The sequence below is a fragment of the Streptomyces sp. NBC_00224 genome, from assembly GCF_041435195.1.
Taxonomy (GTDB): Bacteria; Actinomycetota; Actinomycetes; order Streptomycetales; family Streptomycetaceae; genus Streptomyces.
Map to the genome: position 1 here is coordinate 6,177,571 of NZ_CP108106.1, position 22,892 is coordinate 6,200,462.

General features: G+C 72.1%; 19 protein-coding genes. 6 read left to right on the top strand and 13 right to left on the bottom strand.

From position 1 onward, the window contains the following. Positions 1-89: 89 nt before the first annotated feature. The 3 genes from OG965_RS27770 to OG965_RS27780 all read right to left on the bottom strand — a co-directional run bounded on the left by OG965_RS27770 (position 90) and on the right by OG965_RS27780 (position 3,959). The gene (locus OG965_RS27770) at positions 90-1,949 is read right to left on the bottom strand and encodes a glycosyl hydrolase family 18 protein (RefSeq protein WP_371654774.1); all 1,860 of its coding nucleotides are present in this window, start codon (positions 1,947-1,949) and stop codon (positions 90-92) included. A 175-nt stretch (positions 1,950-2,124) separates the two neighbouring features. Beyond that, positions 2,125-2,769, bottom strand: a complete 645-nt coding sequence (locus tag OG965_RS27775) for a response regulator (RefSeq protein WP_371654775.1) — start codon at positions 2,767-2,769, stop codon at positions 2,125-2,127. Beyond that, positions 2,766-3,959, bottom strand: coding sequence for a sensor histidine kinase (locus OG965_RS27780; protein WP_371654776.1), 1,194 nt, complete (start codon positions 3,957-3,959; stop codon positions 2,766-2,768). Before OG965_RS27780 ends, OG965_RS27775 begins: the two co-directional genes overlap by 4 nt. A gap of 198 nt (positions 3,960-4,157) precedes the next feature. Here OG965_RS27780 and OG965_RS27785 point away from each other — a divergent pair, with 198 nt between their 5' ends. Then, a complete protein-coding gene (locus OG965_RS27785; RefSeq protein WP_371654777.1) occupies positions 4,158-4,718 on the top strand; it encodes a hypothetical protein in 561 nt (186 codons plus the stop codon). 60 nt (positions 4,719-4,778) lie between these two features. Here OG965_RS27785 and OG965_RS27790 read toward each other — a convergent pair whose 3' ends face one another. After that, positions 4,779-5,351 (bottom strand): cob(I)yrinic acid a,c-diamide adenosyltransferase, encoded by a 573-nt coding sequence (locus tag OG965_RS27790; RefSeq protein WP_371654778.1) that lies wholly within the window; start codon positions 5,349-5,351, stop codon positions 4,779-4,781. Between the two features lie 225 nt (positions 5,352-5,576). On the opposite strand from OG965_RS27790, the gene OG965_RS27795 reads away from it, so the two are divergent. From OG965_RS27795 to OG965_RS27805, 3 genes are all read left to right on the top strand, one after another. Continuing rightward, complete coding sequence (locus OG965_RS27795) at positions 5,577-6,425, top strand: 3-hydroxyacyl-CoA dehydrogenase family protein (protein WP_371654779.1); 849 nt, start codon at positions 5,577-5,579, stop codon at positions 6,423-6,425. A 159-nt stretch (positions 6,426-6,584) separates the two neighbouring features. After that, positions 6,585-6,908, top strand: a complete 324-nt coding sequence (locus tag OG965_RS27800) for an STAS domain-containing protein (RefSeq protein WP_067163978.1) — start codon at positions 6,585-6,587, stop codon at positions 6,906-6,908. Between the two features lie 286 nt (positions 6,909-7,194). Then, on the top strand, positions 7,195-9,654 hold the full coding sequence (locus tag OG965_RS27805) for an ATP-binding protein (protein WP_371654780.1): 2,460 nt from the start codon (positions 7,195-7,197) through the stop codon (positions 9,652-9,654). Between the two features lie 317 nt (positions 9,655-9,971). Here the strand turns inward: OG965_RS27805 and nucS are convergent, their stop codons facing one another. Continuing rightward, complete coding sequence (gene nucS, locus OG965_RS27810; RefSeq protein WP_371654781.1) at positions 9,972-10,643, bottom strand: endonuclease NucS; 672 nt, start codon at positions 10,641-10,643, stop codon at positions 9,972-9,974. 214 nt (positions 10,644-10,857) lie between these two features. Here nucS and OG965_RS27815 point away from each other — a divergent pair, with 214 nt between their 5' ends. Next, entirely contained in the window at positions 10,858-11,250 is a 393-nt protein-coding gene (locus OG965_RS27815) for an SCO5389 family protein (RefSeq protein ID WP_371654782.1), read from the top strand. Positions 11,251-11,358: 108 nt separating this feature from the next. Here OG965_RS27815 and OG965_RS27820 read toward each other — a convergent pair whose 3' ends face one another. Next, complete coding sequence (locus OG965_RS27820) at positions 11,359-12,390, bottom strand: LLM class flavin-dependent oxidoreductase (protein ID WP_371654783.1); 1,032 nt, start codon at positions 12,388-12,390, stop codon at positions 11,359-11,361. A gap of 215 nt (positions 12,391-12,605) precedes the next feature. Here OG965_RS27820 and OG965_RS27825 point away from each other — a divergent pair, with 215 nt between their 5' ends. After that, positions 12,606-12,932, top strand: coding sequence for an ATP/GTP-binding protein (locus OG965_RS27825; RefSeq protein WP_371654784.1), 327 nt, complete (start codon positions 12,606-12,608; stop codon positions 12,930-12,932). A 16-nt stretch (positions 12,933-12,948) separates the two neighbouring features. On the opposite strand, the gene OG965_RS27830 is transcribed toward OG965_RS27825, so the two are convergent. From OG965_RS27830 to mce, 7 genes are all read right to left on the bottom strand, one after another. Next, positions 12,949-13,785 carry an ABC transporter permease gene (locus tag OG965_RS27830; protein ID WP_371654785.1) on the bottom strand — a complete coding sequence of 279 codons (837 nt, stop codon included), beginning with the start codon at positions 13,783-13,785 and terminating at the stop codon, positions 12,949-12,951. Further along, positions 13,782-15,002, bottom strand: coding sequence for an ABC transporter ATP-binding protein (locus OG965_RS27835; protein ID WP_371654786.1), 1,221 nt, complete (start codon positions 15,000-15,002; stop codon positions 13,782-13,784). Before OG965_RS27835 ends, OG965_RS27830 begins: the two co-directional genes overlap by 4 nt. A 146-nt stretch (positions 15,003-15,148) precedes the next feature. Further along, on the bottom strand, positions 15,149-15,928 hold the full coding sequence (locus tag OG965_RS27840) for an ABC transporter permease subunit (RefSeq protein ID WP_371654787.1): 780 nt from the start codon (positions 15,926-15,928) through the stop codon (positions 15,149-15,151). 3 nt (positions 15,929-15,931) lie between these two features. After that, complete coding sequence (locus OG965_RS27845) at positions 15,932-16,924, bottom strand: ABC transporter ATP-binding protein (protein ID WP_371654788.1); 993 nt, start codon at positions 16,922-16,924, stop codon at positions 15,932-15,934. A gap of 104 nt (positions 16,925-17,028) precedes the next feature. Then, positions 17,029-17,967 carry a cellulose-binding protein gene (locus OG965_RS27850; RefSeq protein WP_067163982.1) on the bottom strand — a complete coding sequence of 313 codons (939 nt, stop codon included), beginning with the start codon at positions 17,965-17,967 and terminating at the stop codon, positions 17,029-17,031. A gap of 113 nt (positions 17,968-18,080) precedes the next feature. Continuing rightward, positions 18,081-22,208 (bottom strand): polarized growth protein Scy, encoded by a 4,128-nt coding sequence (gene scy, locus OG965_RS27855; protein ID WP_371654789.1) that lies wholly within the window; start codon positions 22,206-22,208, stop codon positions 18,081-18,083. Positions 22,209-22,377: 169 nt separating this feature from the next. Next, entirely contained in the window at positions 22,378-22,806 is a 429-nt protein-coding gene (mce, locus tag OG965_RS27860; protein ID WP_371654790.1) for a methylmalonyl-CoA epimerase, read from the bottom strand. Between the last annotated feature and the right edge of the window lie 86 nt (positions 22,807-22,892).

The following is a 22,892-nucleotide window of genomic DNA, read 5'->3' on the forward strand; positions in this document are numbered from 1 at the left end:
TGCGCGACCAGCCCCCACCGGCCCGCAGGCGAAGGGTGACACCGGGGGACGGGGACGGGCCGCCCGCCCGGTGCCGTACCAGGAGCGGGTTACCTCAGGCCGCTGTCGATCGCCGAGATCAGCTCACCGCCGGACGTGTCGCCGCTGAATTCCCAGAAGAACGCCCCCTTCAACCCCTGGGCCTTCACGTACGACATCTTCCCCGTGATCGTCGACGGCGTGTCATAGCTCCACCAGTTGGAGCCGCAGCGGGCGTATGCCGTGCCCGCGATCGTCCCCGTCGCCGGGCAGGTGCTCTTGAGGACCTTGTAGTCCTCGATGCCCTGCTCGTACGTCCCGGGGGCCGGCCCCGTGGCCGTACCGCCCGGCGCGTCCTGGGTGACACCGGTCCAGCCGCGCCCGTAGAACCCGATCCCCAGGTTGAGCTTGCTCGCCGGGATCCCCTTGACCTTGTACTTCTGGATCGCCGCGTCCGTGTTGAAGCCCGCGATCGGGATGCCGTTGTACGAGGTGAGCGGGGAGTGCGGGGCCGTGGGTCCCTTCGCGTCCCACGCGCCGAAGAAGTCGTACGTCATCACGTTGTACCAGTCGACGTACTGCGCGGCCCCGGCGTAGTCGGCCTGGTCCATCTTGCCGTTGGCGGAGCCGTCGGCCGTGACGGCCGCGGTGACCAGGTTGGAGGAGCCGAACTTGGCCCGCAGCGCGGCCAGCAGGTTCTTCAGGGAGGCCTGGCCGCTGGTGTCGCAGGAGAGGCCGCAGGCGTTGGGGTACTCCCAGTCGATGTCGATGCCGTCGAAGACGTCGGCCCAGCGCGGGTCCTCGACCAGGGAGTAGCAGGAGTTGGCGAACGCCGTGGGGTTGGCGGCCGCCGCGCCGAAGCCGCCCGACCAGGTCCAGCCGCCGAACGACCACAGCACCTTGATGCCTGGGTACTTCTTCTTCAGCTCGCGCAGCTGGTTGATGTTGCCCGCGACCGGCTGGTCCCAGGTGTCGGCGGTGCCGTCGACGCTGGAGGAGGCGTCGTACGTCTTCTGGTAGTCGGCGTAGGCGTCACCGATGGCGCACTGGCCGCCCGTGACGTTGCCGAACGCGTAGTTGATGTGGGTCAGCTTGGCCGCCGAGCCCGAGGTGACGATGTTCTTGACGTGGTAGTTGCGCTGGTAGACGCCCCAGTCGGTGAAGTAGCCGAGCTTGACCGTGGAGCCCGGGTCCGGGTTGCCGCCGCCGCCCGTGGTGGTGACGGTGGCCGACCCGGAGGAGGGGCCCGTCTGGTCGGCGGTGTCGCGCGCGGTCACGCTGTACGTGTACGCCGTCCCGGCGGTGAGGCCCGAGTCGGCGTACGTCGTGCCGGTCACCGTGGCGATCTTCGCGGAGCCGCGGTAGACGTCGTAGTTCTTGACGCCCTTGTCGTCGGTGGCGGCGGTCCACGACAGGTTCACCGAGGTGTTGGTGACGCCGCTCGCCGTCGGGGTGCCCGGCGCGGACGGCGGGCTGTCGCCGGGCGGGGTCGAACTCCCGTCGCAGGAACCCCCGTTGAGCTTGCAGCCGGAGGGGGCGCCGGAGCCCGCGCCGTTGAAGCCGAAGGTGACGCTCGCGCCGGGCGCGAGGGTGCCGTTGTACGACTTGTTCTTGGCGGTCCAGTGGTTGACGTCATGGGTGACGTCCGCGTCCCAGAACGAGGTCACGGACGTACCGGAGGGGTAGTCCCACTCCACGTTCCAGGAGGTGAGCGTCGTGGTGCCGGTGTTCTTGACGGTCCACTGGGCGCCGAAGCCGGAGCCCCAGTCCTGGGTCTTGGCGTAGGTGGCGGTCGCCGAGGCGGCGGCCGCGGCGGGACTGGCGCCGGCCAGGCCGACGAGCGCGGCCAGGGGAAGTGCCAGCGCGGTCAGGGTGGCTGCGGCTCTGGTTCTGAAGCGGGTGCGGGTGCGGATGCGCGTTGCAGGACTCAAGGGAAGCTCCCGAGTGAGGTCCGACGGGTGTGGGGGTGGGACCCTGCTCCGCCCGGTGAGCACACGGTGTCGAGGAGCACACGGTGTCGGTGGCACGCTCACACAGCAGTGCCGTGAGCGTAGAAAGGTCTGTACCAACCGTCAAGAGGTCCAGACCAACGGCCGGAAGCCACCTCTAGACACCCAACTCCTGTGCCAGTACGGCCGCTTGGACCCGGCTGCGCAGCTCCAGCTTCCCCAGCAACCGGCTGACATGGGTCTTCACCGTGGCCTCCGCCATCGCAAGGCGCCCCGCGATCTCGGCGTTCGACAGACCCTCGCCCAGGCACGAAAGCACCTCCCGCTCGCGGCGGGTCAGCGCGTCCAGGGCGGCCGGCGGCACGGCGGGCGCCTTGGCCGCCGGAGCCGCGAACTCCGCGATCAGCCGGCGGGTGACGGCCGGGGCGATCAGCCCCTCGCCGCGCGCCACCGTCCGTACCGCCTCGATCAGGTCCCTCGCCTCGGTGTTCTTCAGCAGGAACCCCGCCGCGCCCGCGCGCAGCGCCCCGAAGACGTACTCGTCGAGGTCGAACGTCGTCAGGACCAGCACATCGGCCAGTTGCTCCGCGACCACCTGACGGGTCGCCGACACCCCGTCGAGCCGGGGCATCTGCACATCCATGAGCACCAGGTCCGGGCGCAGTTCGCGGGCCAGCCGCACCGCCTCCTCGCCGTCGGCGGCCTCCCCGGCCACCTCGATGTCCGGGGCACTGCCCAGGATCAGGACCAGACCGGCCCGTACCGACGACTGGTCCTCCGCGACCAGCACCCGGATCGTCATGTGGTCGACTCGCTTTCCTTGATGGGCAGTTCGGCCCGGACCCGCCAGATCTTGGCGCCGTCCTCGTCCGGCTCGGGGCCGGACTCGAAGCTCCCGCCGAGCAGCACGGCCCGCTCCCGCATCCCGACCAGACCCGCGCCCGAGCCCGGCGCGCGCGGCCCCGGACGCTCACCGTACGGGCTGGTCACCCGGACCGTCAGCGCCCGCCCGGTGTGCGCGAGCGCCGCCGTGACCGTGCCGGGCGAGGCGTGCTTGAGGGCGTTGGTCAGCGACTCCTGGACGATCCGGTACGCGGCCAGCTCGACCGGGGCGGGCAGCGCGGTCCCCTCGGGCCGGGTGTCGTCGAGGGCGAAGTCGAGCCCGCTGGACGCCCCGTTCGTACGGGCCTGGGCGATCAGCGCGTCGAGCCCGGCCAGCGTGGGCGCCGCGGCCGGGGCGCGCCCGGCGCCGCTGTCGCGCAGCAGCCCGATCAGCCGGCGCATCTCCGCGAGCCCGTCCACGCTGTTCGCGCGGATCACGGTGAGCGCCTGGCGGGTGGTGGCCGGGTCGTCGAGGGAGAGCGCGGCGGTGGAGTGGATGGCGATCGCCGAGAGGTGGTTGGCGACCATGTCGTGCAGTTCGCGGGCCATCCGGGCGCGCTCGGCCACCACCGCCTGGGTGCGGTCGACCTCGGCGAGCAGCGCGGTCTGTTCGGCGCGCAGGGTCGCCGCGTCGGCGGCGTCGCGGTGGTTGCGCACCAGCGCGCCGGTGGTGGCGGGCGCGAACGAGACCAGTCCGGTGATCAGGCCGATCAGCAGCGCCTCGGGCTTGTGCAGCCAGGCCACGAAGCCGATGGCAACGCCCACCGAGATCAGCCCGGTGGTGACGGGGATGCGGCGGGCGGCGGCCGGGGTGCCGTACAGGACGGCCGCGTAGACCAGATCCGTGAACATCAGGACCGTCACCACGTTGCCGAGCGTGAACTGGTCCGCGACGATCGCGAAGGTGCCGGTGACCAGGGCGAACCGCGGGGCGGTCCGGCGTACGAGTTCGAGGGCGGCCGTCACGGCCAGCGGCAGCAGCACCCAGGCGCCGCCGAACGGATGCCCGCCCTGGGTGTGCAGCCCGAGCGCCCAGCCCGCCACGCCGGTCAGCAGGCCGACGACGGCGATGATCACGTCATGGCGGTGCGGGCGGGGAAAACGTTTCACGTTCCCATGAAACACGGGGCCGGGGGCCCGGGCCTCCACGTGCGGGGCGATCCCGCGCTCGATCGAATACGCCGAAGGATGCAGTGCCGTTTCCTCACTGCCGACGACGAGCGGGCCCGATCGCGGGCCGACGCTGGAAGGGAGTCCGAACGAGGAGCTCGGGAAACGGGAAACGGGAAACGGAGAACGGGGTACGCCGTGATCGTCACACTGATCGTCATCTGCGAGGTCGGCTTCTGGGTGCTGCTGGCCGGGGGCCTGGCGCTGCGCTACTTCGCGAAGATGCCCAGGACGTCGGTGGCGGTCCTGCTCTGTGAGCCGCTGCTCGAAGTGCTGCTCCTCGTCGTCACCGTGATCGACCTCAAGAACGGCGCCGAGCCGGACTGGAAGCATGGCCTCGCCGCCGTCTACATCGGGTTCTCGGTGGCGATGGGCCACTCCATGGTGAAGTGGGGCGACGCCTGGTTCGCCCACCGCTTCGCGGGCGGGCCGCGCCCCGCCAAGGCCCCGGCGGGCGGCGCGGCCCGCGCGGTCCACGAGTGGAAGACCGCCGGGCGCTGGGTGCTCGCCGCCGCGCTCGCGATCGGGCTGCTCCAGGGCGGCATCTGGTACGTGGGCGGCGACGGGGACGTCGCCTCCCTGCGGATGTGGCAGCAGCGGATGCTGTGGCTGATCGGCATCAACCTGGTCATCGCGCTGAGCTACACGCTGTTCCCCAAGCGGGTGGAGGCGGCGCGGTCGCGCAAGAGGTTGTTCTAGCCCCCACCCCGCCCCTTCCCGAAAGCCCTCGAACGCCGGGCAGGCTGAACCCCGCAGACGTCAGCGCTCGCCGCCGGGTACCCACAGCACGTCCCCGGTCTCCACGTTCGCCGTCCGCGCGAGGATGAACAGCAGGTCCGACAGCCGGTTCAGATACGTGGCGGTCAGCGGATTCATCGTCTCGCCGTGCACCTCCAGCGCCGCCCACGTCGAGCGCTCGGCGCGGCGGACCACCGTGCACGCCTGGTGCAGCAGCGCCGCGCCCGGGGTGCCGCCCGGCAGGATGAAGCTGCGGAGCTTCTCCAGCCGCTCGTTGAACCGGTCGCAGTCCGCCTCAAGGCGGTCCACGTAGAACTGCTCGACCCGCAGCGGCGGGTACTTGGGGTCCTCGACCACCGGCGTGGACAGATCCGCCCCCACGTCGAACAGGTCGTTCTGGACCCGGGTGAGGACCTGCACGACCTCCTCCTCCAGACCGCCCAGCGCGATCGCCGTGCCGATCACCGCGTTCGCCTCGTTGGTGTCCGCGTACGCCGAGATCCGCAGATCCGTCTTGGGCGTACGGCTCATGTCGCCCAGGGCCGTGGTGCCCTTGTCGCCGGTACGGGTGTAGATGCGCGTCAGATTGACCATGGGGTCAGCCTAGCCACGGACATTCCCGGCCCAAGCCCGCCCAAGTACGCGGTACGGGACGACCGGTGGGGACCGCCGGGCCCCTCCGTGAGACGCCGCTCACCCGTCTTGGTGTGATGTCCGTCATCTGAGACGTGACGCGCATCTCTTACGGCTCCCAAGATGCCTCACGGCCGATAGCCTCCGCCGGAGAGCCGTATCAGTAAGCCGTCAAAGGGGTGTGAAGTGGCCAGGAAGCTCGCCGTCATCGGGGCCGGACTCATGGGTTCGGGCATCGCGCAGGTCTCGGCCCAGGCGGGCTGGGACGTGGTGCTGCGCGACGTCACCGACGCGGCGCTGGCCCGTGGCACCGACGGCATCAAGGCCTCGTACGACAAGTTCGTGAGCAAGGGCAAGCTGGCCGCCGAGGACGCGGAGGCCGCGCTCGCCCGCATCACCACCACGACCGACCTGGACGCGGCCGCCGACGTGGACATCGTCGTCGAGGCCGTCTTCGAGAAGCTGGAGGTCAAGCACGACATCTTCCGTACGCTCGACAAGATCGTGCGTCCGGACGCCGTGCTCGCCTCCAACACCTCCGCCATCCCGATCACCAAGATCGCGGCGGCCACCGAGAACCCCGAGCGGGTCGTCGGCGTCCACTTCTTCTCGCCGGTCCCGATGATGCAGCTCTGCGAGCTGGTGCGCGGCTACAAGACGAGCGACGAAACCCTGGCCACCGCCCGGGAGTTCGCCGAGTCCGTCGGCAAGACCTGCATCGTCGTCAACCGCGACGTCGCCGGTTTCGTCACCACCCGGCTGATCTCGGCGCTCGTCGTCGAGGCGGCCAAGCTGTACGAGTCGGGCGTGGCCACCGCCGAGGACATCGACCTCGCCTGCAAGCTGGGCTTCGGTCACGCGATGGGCCCGCTGGCCACCGCCGACCTCACCGGCGTGGACATCCTGCTCCACGCCACCAGCAACATCTACACCGAGTCCCAGGACGAGAAGTTCGCGCCGCCGGAGCTGATGCGCCGGATGGTTGACGCGGGTGACATCGGCCGCAAGAGCGGGCAGGGCTTCTACAAGCACTGATTGACGCACCCTCACCTCCCCTCGCCCCGGAATCACTCCATGGGGTGAATTAGGTATCGGTTCGCTTACAGACGGCAACTTCCCTGCGGTCTGTGCAGTCAGTTGGTGCAGTAAGAGACGACAGGCAGACAGGCATACGGAGCACTCCGGGGAGTACATATGCACATCAGGGGCGACCACGTCGAGCTGGTCGTCGGGGGCCGCCTCGACGTCCGCAGCGCGGCGGACGCCCGTACGGTCCTGCACTCGGCCGTCGACGACGGAGCCGGCGATCTGGTGCTCGACCTGACCGAGCTGGACTCCTGGGATGCCACGGGCCTCGGCGTGATCATGGGCGCCCACCGGCGGGCCGGCCGCTGCGGCCGGCGGCTCGTGCTGCGGGGCGTGCCGCCCCAGATGCAGCGCCTGCTGGTGGCGACCCGGCTGCACCGCATCCTCGCCATCGAGGGCGGCATCGCCGCGGAGGCGCTGCCGCGCGTGTGAGCGTGCGCGGCGCCACCGCCGTACGAGGCTCGTACGGCCCACTTGAGCACGACCTGTGCGGCACTTGTGCAGGTGATGTGGAATCCGGTCCTCCGCACGCAATCCTCACCGGACTGTGACGCTCTGGGCGGGGTGGCACCCCGCCCGTTCGGAGATACTGGGCGAAGGTTTAGGGTGCGGTCTCCCGCCGGTCGACATCCCTGCGGCGGGTACCGGACCAGAACGACAGCGCAGTGCGTAGCGGCCGGGGGGAAGGTTACGCAGGCGCATCTGGGGGGCTTTCACCATGAACCCGATGGACACCCGGGGACCGGACGAGTTCGATCACGAGCAGGGCGGACCGGGCACCGGCGCGGGCGCCGCCGCACCGCGCAAGGAGCGCGACCGCGACGCCGTCACCCCCGAGCTCGGAGCGCGCGCCGCCGCACTCGCGCGCACGGTCCAGCTCGTCTCGGGCGACTTCCTGCTCACCGTCAACCCCGTCGACGGCAGCGAGATCGAGGCCTGCCCGCCCGGCGAGATACCCGGCCGCCCCGAACGCCAGTCCGCCGCCGAACGCACCGACCGGGAACGGGCGCTCAAGCCGCCGGTGCCCGCCGGGCCCGCTTCGCCCGCGCCGGTCCTCCTGGAGCGCGGCGAGGAGCGCGAGCGACTGGTGCGCCTGCTCGGCCGGGGCCGCTCGGTACGGCTCACCGGGCCCGCCGGATCCGGGCGCACGGTCCTGCTCGACGCGGTGGCCGCCGACTGCGCCCGGCTCGCGCCCGACGGCGTCGTCCGCCTCAGCGGCCACCGCCGCACCCCCCAGGAACTGCTGCACGAGCTGTACGCCACGGTGTACCGCGCCCCGCTGCACCGGCCCGACCGGGCCGGGCTGCACGACCGGGTACGCGAGATCGGCGCGGTCGTCCTCGTCGACGACCTGGAGTTCGGCGGCGCCGCCCTCGAAGAGCTGCTCGCCGCGGCCCCCGAATGCGCCTTCCTGCTCGCCGCGACGCCCGAGGTGGCCGCGCCGCCCGCCGAGTCGCACCTCGAAGAGGTCTTCCTGACCGGGCTCGGGCGCAGCGCCTCCCTCGAACTCCTTGAGCAGGCCGTGGACCGGCCGCTCAGCGACGACGAGGCCAACTGGGCGGGCGACCTCTGGTTCGAGTCGGAGGGCCTGCCGCTGCGGTTCGTCCAGGCGGGCTCGCTGCTGCGGCAGCGCGACGGGCTGCGCGGCGAGGGCGTCCCGCGCGACGAGTTCGGGCTGCCGGTCGACGAGCCCTCCGACGTCTCCGTCTTCTCGGCCGAGGGCCGCGAAGTGCCGCTGCCGTCGCTCGGCGAGGGCGCCGCACCCGCCGCGCCGCTCGCGGCCCGGCTCGGCCAGGCTTCCCGGGAGACCCTGCGGTTCGCCGTCGCGCTCGGCGGCGAGGTGCCGCACCAGGCGCATCTGCCCGCGCTCGTCGGGGACACCCACGCGGACGCCGCGCTCGGCGAACTGCTCGGCTGCGGGCTGCTCTCCCCGGTCGGTACGCGCTACCGGCTCGCGGCGGGCGTACTCACCCAGCTGGAGGCGGCCGGGTACGGGGAGGGCGCGGGGGAGCGGGCGCACACCGCCGCCCAGCACTACGCCTGGTGGACCGGGCACCCCTCGGTCACGCCCGAGCGGGCGGCGGCCGAGGCGGACGCGGTCCTCGCGGCCCTGGGCGCGCTGGTCCCCGGCGGCGACCCCGCGCACCCCGCCACGGCCGTCAAGCTCGCCCGCAGCGCGGCGCCCGCGTTCGCGGCCGGGCTGCACTGGGGGGCGTGGGAGCGTGCCCTGCGGATCGGCTCGGCCGCCGCCCGCCTCACCGGCGAGGTGGCGGAAGAGGCCTACTTCCACCACGAACTGGGCGTCCTGGCACTCTGCGCCGGAAACGTGGACCGCGCCCGTGCCGAACTGGAGGCGTCCATCGGCCTCAAGGGCGCGCTCTCCGACAAGCGGGGCACGGTCGCGGGGCGCCGCGCGCTGGCCCTGGTCGAGGACCGCTCGGGCGGCCCGGTGGTCTCCGGCGGCCGCACCCCGTCCGGCGACGAGGTCCCCGCCGCGCGCTACGAGGAGTCCCAGTCGCCCCCGGCCGGCGTCCCCACCCCGGACGCCACCCCCACCGTGCTGATCCCCGGCGCGACGCCCCCGACGGCGAAGCGGACGCTCTTCACCGGCACGCGTCGCAACCTGGTGGCGGCGGGCGCGGGGGCGGTGCTCGCGGCGGTCCTGGGCACGGTGGTGACGCTGAGCGCGACGTCCGGCTCCGATGCGCCCGGCGACAAGGTCGAGCAGCAGCAGTCGGCGAACGAGGGGGGTGCCGAGGAGGGCCTCCCGGCGGACACGCCCACGCCGGAGTCCCCGCCCCGGTCCGGGGACGCTCCCGCGACCCCGACGACCCCGAGGCCGGGCACCCCGGGAACGACCCCGTCGTCCCCGCCCAGCCCGTCGTCCCCGACTACGCCTTCGGGGAGGCCGTCTACGCCGTCGGGCAAGCCGTCGGGGCCGTCGACGTCGCCGGGTGGGCCGAAGCCGTCGGTTCCGGGGCACCCGTCGCCGACGACCAAGCCGTCGGCGACGAAGCCGCCGAGCCCGACGTCGTCGCCGCCGACTCCGACCAGTCCCGCACCGACGCCGACCGCGTCCACGCCGACGACCACGGGCGGCTCGTCCGGCGGCACGCCCCCGACCAACAGCGCGTCGGGCCCCACAACCCCAAGCCCGGCGGCGTCGCCTACGACGTAGGCCCCGCCCCGCCCCTTCCCTAAAGCCCTGGGCGGGCGGCCGGGGGCTTCGTCTGCGGGTGGGTGGTGGCTGGGCGCGCAGTTCCCCGCGCCCCTTAGGTAACTCCAGCCCCGGCGGCGTGCGAGGGGCGGGGCCCGGGCACATTCAGCCCCTCCGGCGTTTGAGGAGCGGGGTCCGGGGCGGAGCCCCGAAAGCGGGGTGCAGGGGCCGCAGGCCCCGCAAAAGGGGTCCGGGGGCGTAGCCCCCGGGAAGACACCCTCACCCCCACCCACCCCCGGAGGGTTAAGGGAACGGGCGGGGTGGGGGTCGCCCAGGGGTCAGAACAGGCGGAGTTTGTCGTCCTCGATGCCCCGCATCGCGTTGTAGTCCAGGACAACGCACCCGATCCCCCGGTCCGTCGCCAGCACACGCGCCTGCGGCTTGATCTCCTGCGCCGCGAACACCCCCCGCACCGGTGCCAGATGCGGATCCCGGTTCAGCAGCTCCAGGTACCGCGTGAGCTGCTCGACCCCGTCGATCTCACCGCGCCGCTTGATCTCGACCGCCACCGTCCCGCCGGACGCGTCCCGGCACAGGATGTCCACCGGGCCGATCGCCGTCGGGTACTCGCGGCGGATCAGCGTGTACCCCTCGCCCAGCGTCTCGATCCGGTCCGCGAGCAGCTCCTGCAGGTGCGCTTCCACGCCGTCCTTGATGAGGCCCGGGTCCACGCCCAGCTCGTGCGACGAGTCGTGGAGGATCTCCTCCATCGTGATGATGAGCTTCTCGCCCGCCTTGTTGACCACCGTCCAGACGCCGGTGTCGTCCCCGGCCCCTTCCTTGAGGGTGCAGGGCGGAGACATCCAGTTGAGGGGCTTGTACGCCCGGTCGTCCGCGTGAATGGAGACGCTGTTGTCCGCCTTCACCAGGATCAGCCGGGTGGCGGAGGGCAGATGGGCGGTGAGGCGGCCCGCGTAGTCGACGGAGCAGCGGGCGATGACGAGACGCATGGTCGGCAACGCTACTCGAATCCCCCCGCCGAACGCGATTCGTCCGGCAAAGCACTGTTCGTTATTGGCCGGTTACGTGCCAAGTACCTGTCGCAGCCACCATGCCGCGCCTACCGTGTAAGCGGGAGGTTGTCGGTCAGGCACGCTGCGTGGCTGACTTCGTTCCTTTCCCTGGCCGTAAGACCCCCTCCCCGGGGTCGCGAGAGGAGAAACCATGTCGCTCGACGTCTCACCGGCCCTACTCGAACAGGCCGAGCGAGGCGAGGTCGACGAAGCCGATTTCGTCGACTGCGTCCGGACCTCCCTGCCGTACGCATGGGAGATGATCAGTTCTCTGGTGGCCCAGCTGAAGGTGGACGGTGGCGAGTTCGCCGACAACCAGACGCCTCCGCCGGACGAGCAGGCGCGCGGCCAGCTCCTTCGTGCGCTCGCGAGTGACGCCATCCGCGGTTCGCTCCAGCGGCACTTCGGTGTCCGTCTGGCGTTCCAGAACTGCCACCGCGTCGCGGTGTTCCCCTTGGACCCGGCGGCCGACGAGCGGCTTGCCCGCTTCACCTCGGTCCGGGGTCAACTGCTCAACCAGTCCCCGGAGTTGAGGGACTGCTGACGTCTTCGCCGCCGCTCCGCATCGCGGGAGGTGCAACTGATGCGGAGCGGCGGCCTCTTGTGGGGCCCCGGGTCCCCGCGCCCCTCCGGCGCCGTCCCCCCTCGGGCCTCACCCCAGCAGCGGCAGCACTTCCGCGCCCAGCCTTCGTACGTTCTCCTCCGTCGCGGTCAGGTCTCCCGATCCCTCCACCAGGAAGGCGAAGCGCGTGATGCCCGTCTTCTCCGAGGTCGCCGCGATACGGTCCGCCGCCTGGCGCGGGGTGCCGACCGGGTGGAGGCTGCACAGCAGTTCTGTGTACAGCACCGGGTCGCGCATCGCGCGGTGCCGGCCGTCGACCGTCACATGCGCGTCGAGGCCCTGCTTCAGCCAGCCGGGCATCGCCTTGAGCAGTGTCTCGCTGGCCCGGGCGCGGTGGTCCTCGATCTGCGCCACCCCGGCCGACACATGCGGCGCGGCCGCCACCGCCTCCGGTGAGACGCCGGACGCCAGCGCGTGCGACCGCCACAGCGCGACCATCTCCGCCTTCTCCTCGTCACCGCAGTGCATCCCGAGCAGCATCGGCAGACCCCGCTCGGCGGCCAGCTTGACGCTCTTCGGCGAGGTGCACGCCACGATGACCTCGGGGCCCGCGGGACCGTCCGAGAGCAGCTCGTCGGGCCTCGGCACCACCGGGACCTCCCGGAAGGCGAAACGTTCGCCCAGACTCGCCACCCGGGGTTCGGTCAGCCACCGCAGCAGCAGATCGAGGGACTCCGGGAACCCCTCCTCGTACGCCCGCAGACCCGAGCCGAAGACCTCCAGGTCGACCCAGGGTCCGCCGCGGCCCACTCCCAGCGAGAACCGGCCGCCGGACGTCAGGTGCAGCAGCGCCGCCTGTTCGCCCAGCGCCACCGGGTGCGCGCTGGGCAGCACGCTGACCGCCGTGCCGACGCGGATCCGGCGCGTGCGCCCGAGCAGCAGTGCCGCCAGCGTCACCGCCGACGGGCACACCCCGTACGGAACGAAGTGGTGCTCGGCGAGCCACACCGCGTCCAGGCCCGCTTCCTCGGCCACCTCGGCGGACCGCACCGCTCTGTGCAGTGCCTCCCCCTGGCCCTGGCCCGGAAATTGGGCTGCCAGTACAAAAGTTCCGACGCGCATCGCCTTCTGCCTCCTCGCGGCCGACGCGGCTCCCCCTCTTACCGGCAACAACGCCTGACAAGTGCCAAGGGCACGGCCCGGCGGAATCTTCTTGCGATAGTCCGGTAAAAGTCCCTCGTACGAGTTACCGTCCCACGCTCGTGCGGTTCGGGTACCCGGGCCATGTGGCCCTACGCTGGAGTCAGTCCGTCAGCCCGGCCCCGTGAGGTGTTTCCGTGTCCCCGCGCCGCAACCGCCCCAAGGGCGGCGACCAGCCGACCGAACCGACCGGCGGGGCGGGGGAGCGCTACGGCCTCCAGCGCACCGAGACCTACCAGGGCGAGGAGTGGTCCGTCCGGCATGTGAGCGGCGCGAGCGCGCAGGGCAAGCGCTACCGCTGCCCGGGGTGCGACCAGGAGATCCCCTCCGGTGTCCCGCACGTGGTGGCCTGGCCGGAGTTCGGCGGAGTGGACGACCGCAGGCACTGGCACAAGGCCTGCTGGAACGCGAAGGACCGCCGCACCAGCAGGGTGCAGCGGTCCAGGAACGCGCCCAGGTACTAGCGGGCTCAGGTCGCGGTCACACGTCCCGGTTGTTCAGCGCCGCGAACGCGCCGCCGAGCGCGGCGGCCGTGACTGCCCCCAGGATCAGCAGCGGCGTCCAGCCGGTCGGGCCCGAGTCGTTCACCGTCTGGCCGTAGAACACGGCCAGTTGGCTCGGGATCGAGTACTCGAACAGGGCCTCGCGGACCGATTCGAGCGACGGCGCGAACATGAACAGCGCGAGCACCAGCGGCAGCAGGACCACGCCGATCATGACCGTGATCGCGCCGGCCGAGTGCCGGATCAGCGCGCCGACCGCGAGCGAGAGCAGGCCGAGCGTCGAGACGTAGAGGCTGACGCCGACCGTCGCCTTGAACAGCTCGGAGCCGGTCGGCTGGTTGACGGCGTCCACCATCCCGGTCTGCAGCATCGCCACCAGGCCGGTGGAGAGCGTCAGGATGACGAACGACAGCAGGAAGAAGACGATCGACTTGGCGGCGAGGATCCGGGCCCGGCTGGGGCACGCGGTCAGCGTCGTACGGATCATCCCCGTGCCGTACTCGGAGGCGATGGTCAGCACGCCGAGCGTGATCACGCAGATCGAGCCGAGCAGCACGCCGTAGAAGCCGAGGACGAGCAGCGGGGTGTCGCCCATGTCGGCGTCGGAGGCGTTGACCGCGACCGCCGCGAGGAGCCCGATGCCGAGCACGAGCACGACGAGCACGCCCAGCGTCCACATCGTGGAGCGCACCGAGCGGATCTTGGTCCACTCGGAGGCGAGCGCGTCGCCGAGCGAGGCGGGCCGCACCGGGATCGGCGAGGTGTACGTCCCGAAGGGCGCACCCGGTGCCTGCTGCTGGTAGGGGGTGGTCATCGGGCGTCCTCGGGCTTGGTCAGGGCGGGGGCGGGCGCGGCGGCGGGATGGGTGGCCGGGGGAGCGGCGGAGGCGGCCGGAGCGGGCTGCGGGGCCATGGCCGGGGCCTGTGGCACGGGCGCCTGCGCCGGGGCCGCGGGGGCGCCCTGCGGGGCCGGTGGGGCCTGTCCGGGGGCCTGGGGGGCCGCGTACGGGTTCGCTCCGGGCGGCGGCGGGGCGTACCAGCCCTGCGTCGGCACCTCGGGGATCACCTGCGGCGGCTGGTACCCGAGCGGCGCGGGCTGCATCAGACCGGCCTTCTGGTCGGCGGTGGAGCGGTAGTCCACCGCGCCCTGCGTCATCCGCATGTACGCCTCCTCAAGGGAGGCCTGGTGCGGCGACAGCTCCCACAGGCGTACGTCCGCGCCGTGCGCGAGGTCGCTGATGCGCGGCAGCGCGAGGCCGGTCACCCGCAGGGCGCCGTCCGGCTCCGGCATGACCTGGCCGCCGGCCTCGGTCAGCGCGGCCGTCAGCTTCTCCCGGCCGGTGTGCTCGGGCGTCCGCACGCGCGCGAAGTCGGCGGAGTTGTGCGAGATGAAGTCCTTGACGCTCATGTCGGCGAGCAGCTGGCCGCGGCCGATCACGATGAGGTGGTCGGCGGTCAGCGCCATCTCGCTCATCAGGTGCGAGGAGACGAAGACGGTGCGGCCCTCGGCGGCGAGCCGCTTCATGAGGTTGCGCACCCACAGGATGCCCTCGGGGTCGAGGCCGTTGACCGGCTCGTCGAAGAGCAGCACCTGGGGGTCGCCGAGGAGGGCCGCGGCGATGCCGAGCCGCTGGCCCATGCCGAGCGAGAACCCCTTGGAGCGCTTGCCCGCGACCTCCTGGAGGCCGACGACGCCGAGCACCTCGTCGACCCGGCGGGCCGGGATGCCGGAGAGCTGGGCGAGTGAGAGCAGGTGGTTGCGGGCGCTGCGGCCGCCGTGCACGGCCTTGGCGTCGAGCAGCGCGCCGACCTGGCGGGGCGCGTTGGGGAGCGTACGGAAGGGGTGGCCGCCGATGGTGACATGGCCGGAAGTGGGCTGGTCCAGGCCGAGGATCATGCGCATGGTCGTCGACTTGCCGGAGCCGTTGGGCCCCAGGAAGCCGGTGACGGCGCCCGGCCTCACCTGGAAGGAAAGGTTGTACACGGCTGTCTTGGCGCCGTAGCGCTTCGTCAGGCCGACTGCCTCGATCATTCTCCAGCCCCATCGACGGTGTGGGTCGTCGGGGCGGTGGCCGATCGCCAGGGTGCCCCCGTATGAGTGAGGAGCTTATCCAGGAGTTTACGGTTCCGGCCAAGCGATGAGACGTACGTTACGTAGGGTTTTGTCCGGTGTATGGACTAGGCGTCGCGCTTCTTGAGGACGAGGTAGCCGCCCGCGAGCGCCGCGACGACCCACAGCGCCATGATCCCGAGCCCGGCCCAGGGGCCGTACGGCGGCGGCTCGGTGTTCATCGCGTTGGGCACCACCTGCATGATCTTGGAGCCCGCCTGGTCGGGGAAGTAGCGGGCCACCTTCTTGGCGCCCGGCACCGCCGACAGGATCTGCGAGATCAGGAAGAAGAACGGCATCAGGATGCCGAGCGAGAGCATCGAGCTGCGCAGCATCGTGGCCACGCCCATCGAGAAGAGCGCGATCAGCGCCATGTAGAGGCCCGCCCCGAAGACCGCGCGCAGCACATTGGGCTCGCCGATGGTGGTGCGGTGCGGGCCGAGCAGCGCCTGGCCGAGGAAGAACGACAGGAAGCTGGTCGCCAGGCCCACGACCAGCGCGAGCACGGTGGCGACCAGGAGCTTGGAGAAGAGGAAGGTGGCCCGCTGCGGCACGGCGGCGAGCGAGGTGCGGATCATCCCCGAGCTGTACTCGGTGCCGACCACCAGGACGCCGAACACCACCATCGCCAGCTGGCCGAGCACCATCCCGGAGAAGCTGATGAAGGTCGGGTCGAAGGTCAGCCGCTCGGCCGGCTTGAGGTCGTCGAACTGCGACTTCATCAGCGCGCACAGGGCCGCGCTCACCGCGACCGTGACGACGAGCGCGCAGACCAGCGTCCAGGAGGTGGAGGAGACCGAACGGATCTTGGTCCACTCGGACTTGAGGACCGCGGGTACCGATGCCATGGGTCAGACCCCCTCGCCGTCGCCCCGGGCCTTCGCCCGGTAGTTCTCGCCCCAGTCGGCGGCGGGCGCCGGGGGCGGCCCGTGGCCGGTGTCCGAGTGCGCGTGGTACTCCACCGATCCGGCCGTCATCCGCATGAACGCCTCCTCCAGCGAGGCCTGCTGGCCGGAGAGCTCGTGCAGCACGATCTGGTACTGCGCGGCCAGCTCGCCGAGCCGCTCGATCCGGCCGTTGTCGACCTCCAGGGCGCCGTCGGCGGTCTGGGTCACGGGGACCCCGGCCCGCGCCAGCACATCGAGCAGGTGTTCCCATTGCGGTGAGCGCAGCCGTACGAAACTCCGCGAATTCTGCCGAATGAAATCCGCCATCGATGTATCGGCGAGCAGTCGGCCCTGGCCGATGACGATCAAATGATCCGCCGTCAGCGCCATTTCGCTCATCAGGTGAGACGAGACGAAGATCGTTCTGCCCTCCGCCGCGAGGGCTTTCATGAGATTGCGGATCCAGTGAATTCCCTCGGGGTCCAGACCATTGACGGGTTCGTCGAACATCAGGATCTCGGGGTCGCCGAGCAGTGCGGAGGCGATTCCGAGGCGCTGGCCCATGCCGAGCGAGAACCCCTTCGACTTCTTCTTCGCCACGGCCGTCAGACCGACCGTGTCCAGCACCTCCGCGACCCGGCGCTCGGGGATCCGGTTCGACTGCGCCAGGCACAGCAGGTTGTTGTACGCGCTGCGGCCGCCGTGCATCGACTTGGCGTCGAGCAGCGCGCCGATGTACTTCAGCGGCTCGTCGAGGTCGCGGTAGTGCCGGCCGTCGATGCGCACGGTGCCGCTGGTCGGGTTGTCGAGATCGAGCATCATGCGCATGGTGGTGGACTTGCCGGCGCCGTTCGGGCCCAGGAAGCCGGTCACCACACCCGGTCTGACCTGGAACGACAGGTCGTCGACCGCGGTCTTGGAACCGAAGCGCTTGGTGAGACCGGCTAGCTCGATCATGTCGCCACGCTAAAGGCGGACAAAGCCCCCCGCCACCGGAGTGGCGAGGGGCTCTCGACCGTACGAACGCAGCCCACGGGGGAGGAGCTGCGGCACCAACGGGACTAGCGGGACTGCTGTGCCGGGACGCCGCGCGAGACGGGCTCGTCGTCGACCGGGGAGCCGGCCGCCGCGACCGCCGCACCCGTCAGGGTCGCCAGCATCTCGCGGACGTTGGTCAGCTGCGCGTTGATCGAGTCGCGGCGGTTGGTGAGCGCCGCCAGCTCGCGCTCGGATTCCGAACGGATGCGGTCGGCCTTGGCGTTGGCGTCCGCCACGATGTCCTCGGCCTGGCGCTGGGCCGTCTCGACCGTCTGACGGGCCCGGCGCTCCGCGTCCGTACGCAGCTTCTCGGCCTCCAGGCGCAGCTGCTCGGCGCGGTGCTCGATCTCGGCGAGACGCTTCTCCGCCTTGGCCTGACGCGACGCCAGGTCGCGCTCGGACTGCTCGCGGCGCTTGGCGAGGTTCGTCTCGAAGTCCGCGGCGGCCTGGGCGGCCTTGGCGCGGGTCTCCTCGAAGAGGGCGTCCGCCTCCTCGCGCTTGGACTGCGCGTCCTTCTGCGCCTCGGAACGCAGCGTGGAGGCGTCACCCTTCGCCTTCTCGACGATCCGGACGCCCTCGTCCTCCGCCTTCGACTTGCGCTCGGCAGCAAACGATTCAGCGTCGTTGCGCACCTGCTGGGCCGCCGACTCGGCCAGCTCGCGGTGCTGTTCGGCAGCGCGGCGGGCCTCCTCGCGCAGGTCCTTCGCCTCTTCCTCGGCGAGCCGCAGGATCTTTTCGACCCGCGCGCCGAGGCCCGCGTACGACGGCTCCGCGTCGCTCACCTGGGCCTGGGCGTTCTGCGTTTCGAGGTGCAGTTCCTCGATGCGCTTTTCCAGAGAAGTGATCCGTGCGAGAGCGCTGTCGCGGTCGGAGACGATCTTGGTAATGCGGTCGTCCACCTGACCGCGGTCGTAACCACGCCGCACGAGCTCGAAGCCGAAGGGGGAGGAAGTGTCGCTCATGGGGTTCCTGTCGAATGAGACCGGTGAGGTGATAGGGGAATCCTAGGGGCCCAGGCGGCGTGTCATCGAGCGTATGCCCGTTTGATCTGGAGAATGTCCAGCCTTTTGAGTGGCTACCCCTCCGAAGACTTGCCACTCGAACGGGTTCCGCCGGCCGCCGCGCCCGCCTTGGCGGCCTCCTTACCGCCGGAGGACGGTGTCTCGAAAGATTCCAACGCCTCAAGTACGTCCTGGACACGGGAGATCTCGGCATTGATGTCCGCGCGGCGCCGGACCAGCACGTCCAGTTCGTGCTTGCCCTCGTCGACCGTGCGCCGGGCCTCCGCCGCCGCTTCGTCGCGCAGCTTCGTCGCCTCGCGGATCAGCTCGGCCTTCTTGGTCTCCGCCTCCTTGAGCAGCGCCTCGGCCTTCTTCACGGCCGCGATACGCACCTTGCTCGCCTCGGAGTTGGCGTCCGAAAGAAGCTCCTTGGCCTTCGTCTCGGCCTGCGTCGTCTGCTCGGTGGCGGCCGTGACCAGCTTGTCGACGCGCTCGCCCGCCGTCTTCATCTGCTCGGCGCTCTCCCGCCGGGCCCGCTCGTGCAGTTCCTCGATCTCCGACTCGGTCCGCGCGCGCACCTCCTCGGTGCGCTCCCTTATGGCCGTCGCGTCCGCGCGCGCCCCGGCCAGCAGCTCGTCCGCGTCCGTACGGGACTTCTCCACCAGGGAGTTGCCGTCCACGGTCGCCTCGGCGACGATCCGCTCGGCCTCCTTGCGGGCCGCGCCGACCATCGTGTCGGCCTGCTCCTCGGCCAGTGTGGCCGCGAGCAGCGCCTCCTCCTGGGCCTTGGCGATGAGCTGGTCCGCCTGCTCGGCCGCGTCCGAACGGCGCTTGGCCGCCGCCGTACGCGTCTCGTCGAGCAGCCGGTCGGACTCCTCGCGGGCCTCGGTACGGGTCTTCTCGGCGGCCTCCTCGGCCCGGGCACGGCTCTTCTCGGCTTCCGCGCGGATCCGCGTCGAGGCCTGCTGGGCGGAGCCCACGGTCTCGGCGGCCTCGGCGCGCAGCCGCTCCGCCTCCCCGTTCGCCTCGGTGAGCACCCGCTCGGCCTCGCTGCTCGCCTCGGCGATGAGCTGGTCCGCCTGCTCGGCCGCGTCCGAACGGCGCTTGTCGGCGGCCTGGCGGGCCTCGTCGAGCAGCCGCTCGGACTCCGTACGCGCCTCGGTGAGGATCTGCTCGCCCTGCTCGCGGGCGTCCGCGACCGTCTGCTCGGCCTCGGCGGCCGCGGCGCTCAGGACCGAACTCGCGTCCGCGCGCGCCTCGGTGGTGACGAGCTCCGCGTACGTGTCGGCCTCGGACGTGGTGCGCTCGGCGTGGGCGGTGGCCTCCGCGAGCAGCCGGTCGTGCTCCGACTGGCCCTCGTCGTGCAGCTGCTGAGCCTGAGCCACCAGCCGCTCGGCCGTGGCCGTCGACTCGGCGGCGAGCCGCTCGGCCTCCGCGGTCGCCTCGGTGACCAGGCGGTCGGCCTGGCTCGCGGCGTCGTTCCGGATGCGGTTGGCGTCCTCGCGGGCGTCCGCCCGGGTGCGCGAGGCGTCCTGCTCGGACGAGGCCAGCGCGTCGGAGGCCTCGGTGCGCATCCGCTGCGCGTACTCCGACGCGTCCGAACGCGCCTTGTCCGCCTCGGCGATGGCGTCCGCGACGGTCCGCTCGGCCAGCTCCCTGGCGGCCTCCGACTCCTCCTGCGCCCGGGTGCGGATGCGCTGGGCGTCCTCCGCGGCGCGCTCGCGCTCGGAGTGCGCGTCGGCGCGGAGCCGGTCCGCCTCCTCCTGCGCCTCCGTCTTCGTACGCTCCGCCACGTGCTCGGCCGTCGAGCGCAGCCCGGAGATCTCCTGCTCGGCCTCCTCGCGCAGCCCCGACACCGAGTCCCGCACCTGCTGGGCGGTCTGCTCGGCGGCCGCCACCAGCTCGGTGGCGCGCCGGTCGGCCTCCTCGCCGAGCCGCTGCGCCTCGGCCTGCGCCTCCTCCACCCGCTTGCGGGCGGAGGCCAGCAGCTCCTCGCTCTGCTCGCGGGCCTGCGCCCGCTCCGAACCGGCCTCGGTACGCGCCGAGTCCAGCGTCTCCTCCGCCTCGCGGCGCCGGCGCGCGGCCTCCTCCTGGGCGGCGGCGAGCGCCTCGGCGGCCTCGGCGCCCACCCGCTCGGCGGCGGCCGCGGCCTCCGCGCGCATCCGGTCGGCGGTGTCCTGCGCCTCGGACTTGAGGCGCTCGGCCTCCGCGGCCGCCTCGGACCGCAGCCGTACGGCCGCGCCCTCCGCCTCGGCGCGGGCGGTCGAGGAGTCGGCGGCCGCCTCGGTGCGCAGCCGCTCGGCCTCCTGCTCGGCCTGCGCCTGGAGCGTACGGACGCGCTCGGCGGCCTCCGTACGGAGCCGCTCGGTCTCCTCGCCGGCCTCGCGCCGGATCCGCTCGCTCTCGCCGCGCGCCTCGGTCAGCGCCTGCTCGGCGGAGGCGTGCCGCTGCTCGGCCTCGGTGTGCAGCCGCGTCAACTCGTCGGCGGCGTCCGCCTGGCGGGCGGCGACGGCCCGCTCGGTCTCCGCGCGCAGCTTGGCGGAAGCCTGCTCGGCGGCCGTCCTGACCGCCTCGGCCTGCTCCTCGGCCTCCGCGCGCAGCCGCTCGGCCTCGGCCCGGGTGCGCTCCAGGGTCTCCTCGGCCTGCTTGCGCAGCGTCGTCGCGCGCTCCATGGCCTCGCCGCGGACCCGCTCCGACTCCGCCCCGGCGGAGGTGCGCAGCTCCTCCGCGTCGGACTTCGCCTTGGTCAGCAGCTCCTCGGCGGTCCTGGCCGCCTCCTCGATCTGCTGGACGCCCTCGCGGCGGGCCTCGCCGCGGATGCGCTCGCCCTCGGCGACCGCCTCGGCCCGCAGCTGCTCGGCCTCGCCGCGCAGCCTGCGCGCCTCCTCCTGCAGCTCGACCGTCTTGGCCCGGTACTCCTTGGTGTCGTCCTTCGCCGCGCCCTTGAGCTCGTCGGCTCGCTCCTCGGCCTGCGAGCGCAGCCGGTCCGCCTCGGCGTCCGCCTCGCGGCGGATCCGCTCGGCCTCCTCGGACGCCTTGCGGGTGGTCTCCTGGGCGTCCGCGGACGCCTTGGTGAGCACCTCCTCGGCGGCCCGGGCGGCCTTGGCGAGCTGGGCGGCGGTGTCCTCGGCCGCGCTGGTACGAGCCTTCTCGGCGGCCTCGGAGACCAGCCCCTCGGCCTTGGCGCGCGCGTCGGCGAGCGCCTGCTCGGCCTCCGACTTGAGCGCCTCGGAGTCCTTGGTCGCCTCGGCGACGAGCCGGGCGATCTCGGTCCTGGCGGTACGGGTGCGCTGCTCGTTGGCGGACTCGGCGCCCGCGAGCTGCTTGGCCGCCGACTCCTTCGCCTCGGCCAGCACCTTCTCGGCCTCGGCGCGCGCCTCGCGCAGCGCCGACTCGGCCTCCTGCATCCGCTGCTCGGCGGTCCGGCTCAGCTCGGCCGCCTGCTGGCGCGCCTGGTCGGACTCGGCGGTGGTGGACGAGCGCAGCTGCTCGGCGTGGGAGGTGGCCTCCTGGGCCTGCGTGGAGGCGGCGTTGAGGAGCCGCTCGGCGTCCTTGCGGGCGCGCAGCAAGGTCGCTTCGGCTTCCGTACGGGCCGACTCGGCCTCGGAGCCGAGCCGTTGCCTGGTCTCCTCGGCGACCCGGGCGGCCTCCGCGCGGGCGGCGGCCAGCGCCGCCTCGCTCTCGGCGCGCGACTCTTCGAGCAGGCGCCGGGCCTGCGCCTCGGTCCTCGCCCGCAGCTGCTCGGCCCACGCCACGTTCTCGTTGACGTGCGACTCGACGGTCGCACGCCGCTCGGCCAGCTCCTGGTCGAGCCGCTGGCGGCGGGTGACCGCCTCCGTGTGCAGCTCGGCCTGGAGCCGGGCCTGGTGCTCGGCGTGCTCCTGGAGGATGCGCTGGGTCTGGGCACGGGCGTCGCGCAGCTCGCGCTCGGCGTCCGTGCGCAGCTGTTCGGCCTGCATCTGCGCGTTGCGCAGCAGCTGTTCGGCCTGGTAGCCGATGTCCGCGGCATCGTAGGCAGGGCGCGTCGCGAGGTTGCGGCGCGCCTCGTGCAGCTTGGCGCGCAGCACCTCGACCTGGTAGCCGAGGTCCTCGGCGTGCTGGACGGCCTTCTCCCGCTCGGTCTTCAGCCGGTCCATCTCGGCCTCGAACCGCGAGAGGTGGTCGTCAGGCCGGTGGCTGTCCTGGCGTTCGTAGCCCCGCACTGCGCGGTCCCATCCGTCCCCTGGTCGCGAACACTGCCCGTACGAGCACCGTCCGACGACGGACGGGCCCCCGGTGAATGGTGTCAGATCGACAAGGGGGCGTGGGTCCCAGGCCCCGACCCGACCCCGGCCCGGAACCGCCCACTGTACCGGCCCCGGAATCCCGGGGTCAGTGCTCGGCTGCCGAGGTGACCAGTTCGGTCAGTACGCCGTGGCAGTCCTTGGGATGCAGGAACGTGATGCGGGACCCCATCGAGCCGGTGCGGGGCTCGTCGTAGAGGACCCGGACGCCCTTGCCGCGGATGGCCTCGGCGTCCCCGTCGACGTCGGCGGTGCCGAAGGCGATGTGGTGGACGCCCTCGCCGTTCTTGGCCAGCCACTTCCCGACCGCGGAGTCCTCGCGGGTGGGCTCCAGGAGCTGGAGGTAGGAGGCGCCGCCGTCCGAAGTACCGTTGATCTTGAGCATGGCCTCCCGTACGCCCTGCTCCTCGTTGATCTCGGAGTGGAACACCTCGAATCCGTACGTAGCACGATAGAACTCGACGGTCTTGTCGAGGTCGAAACAGGCGATCCCGATGTGGTCGATGCGCGTCAGCATGGGACCAGTGCAGCGCGCCGGAGGTGGTTACGCAACGTGCGCGCGATCACACCGGCTGGCCGGTGACGCCGCCGGTACCGCTCAGT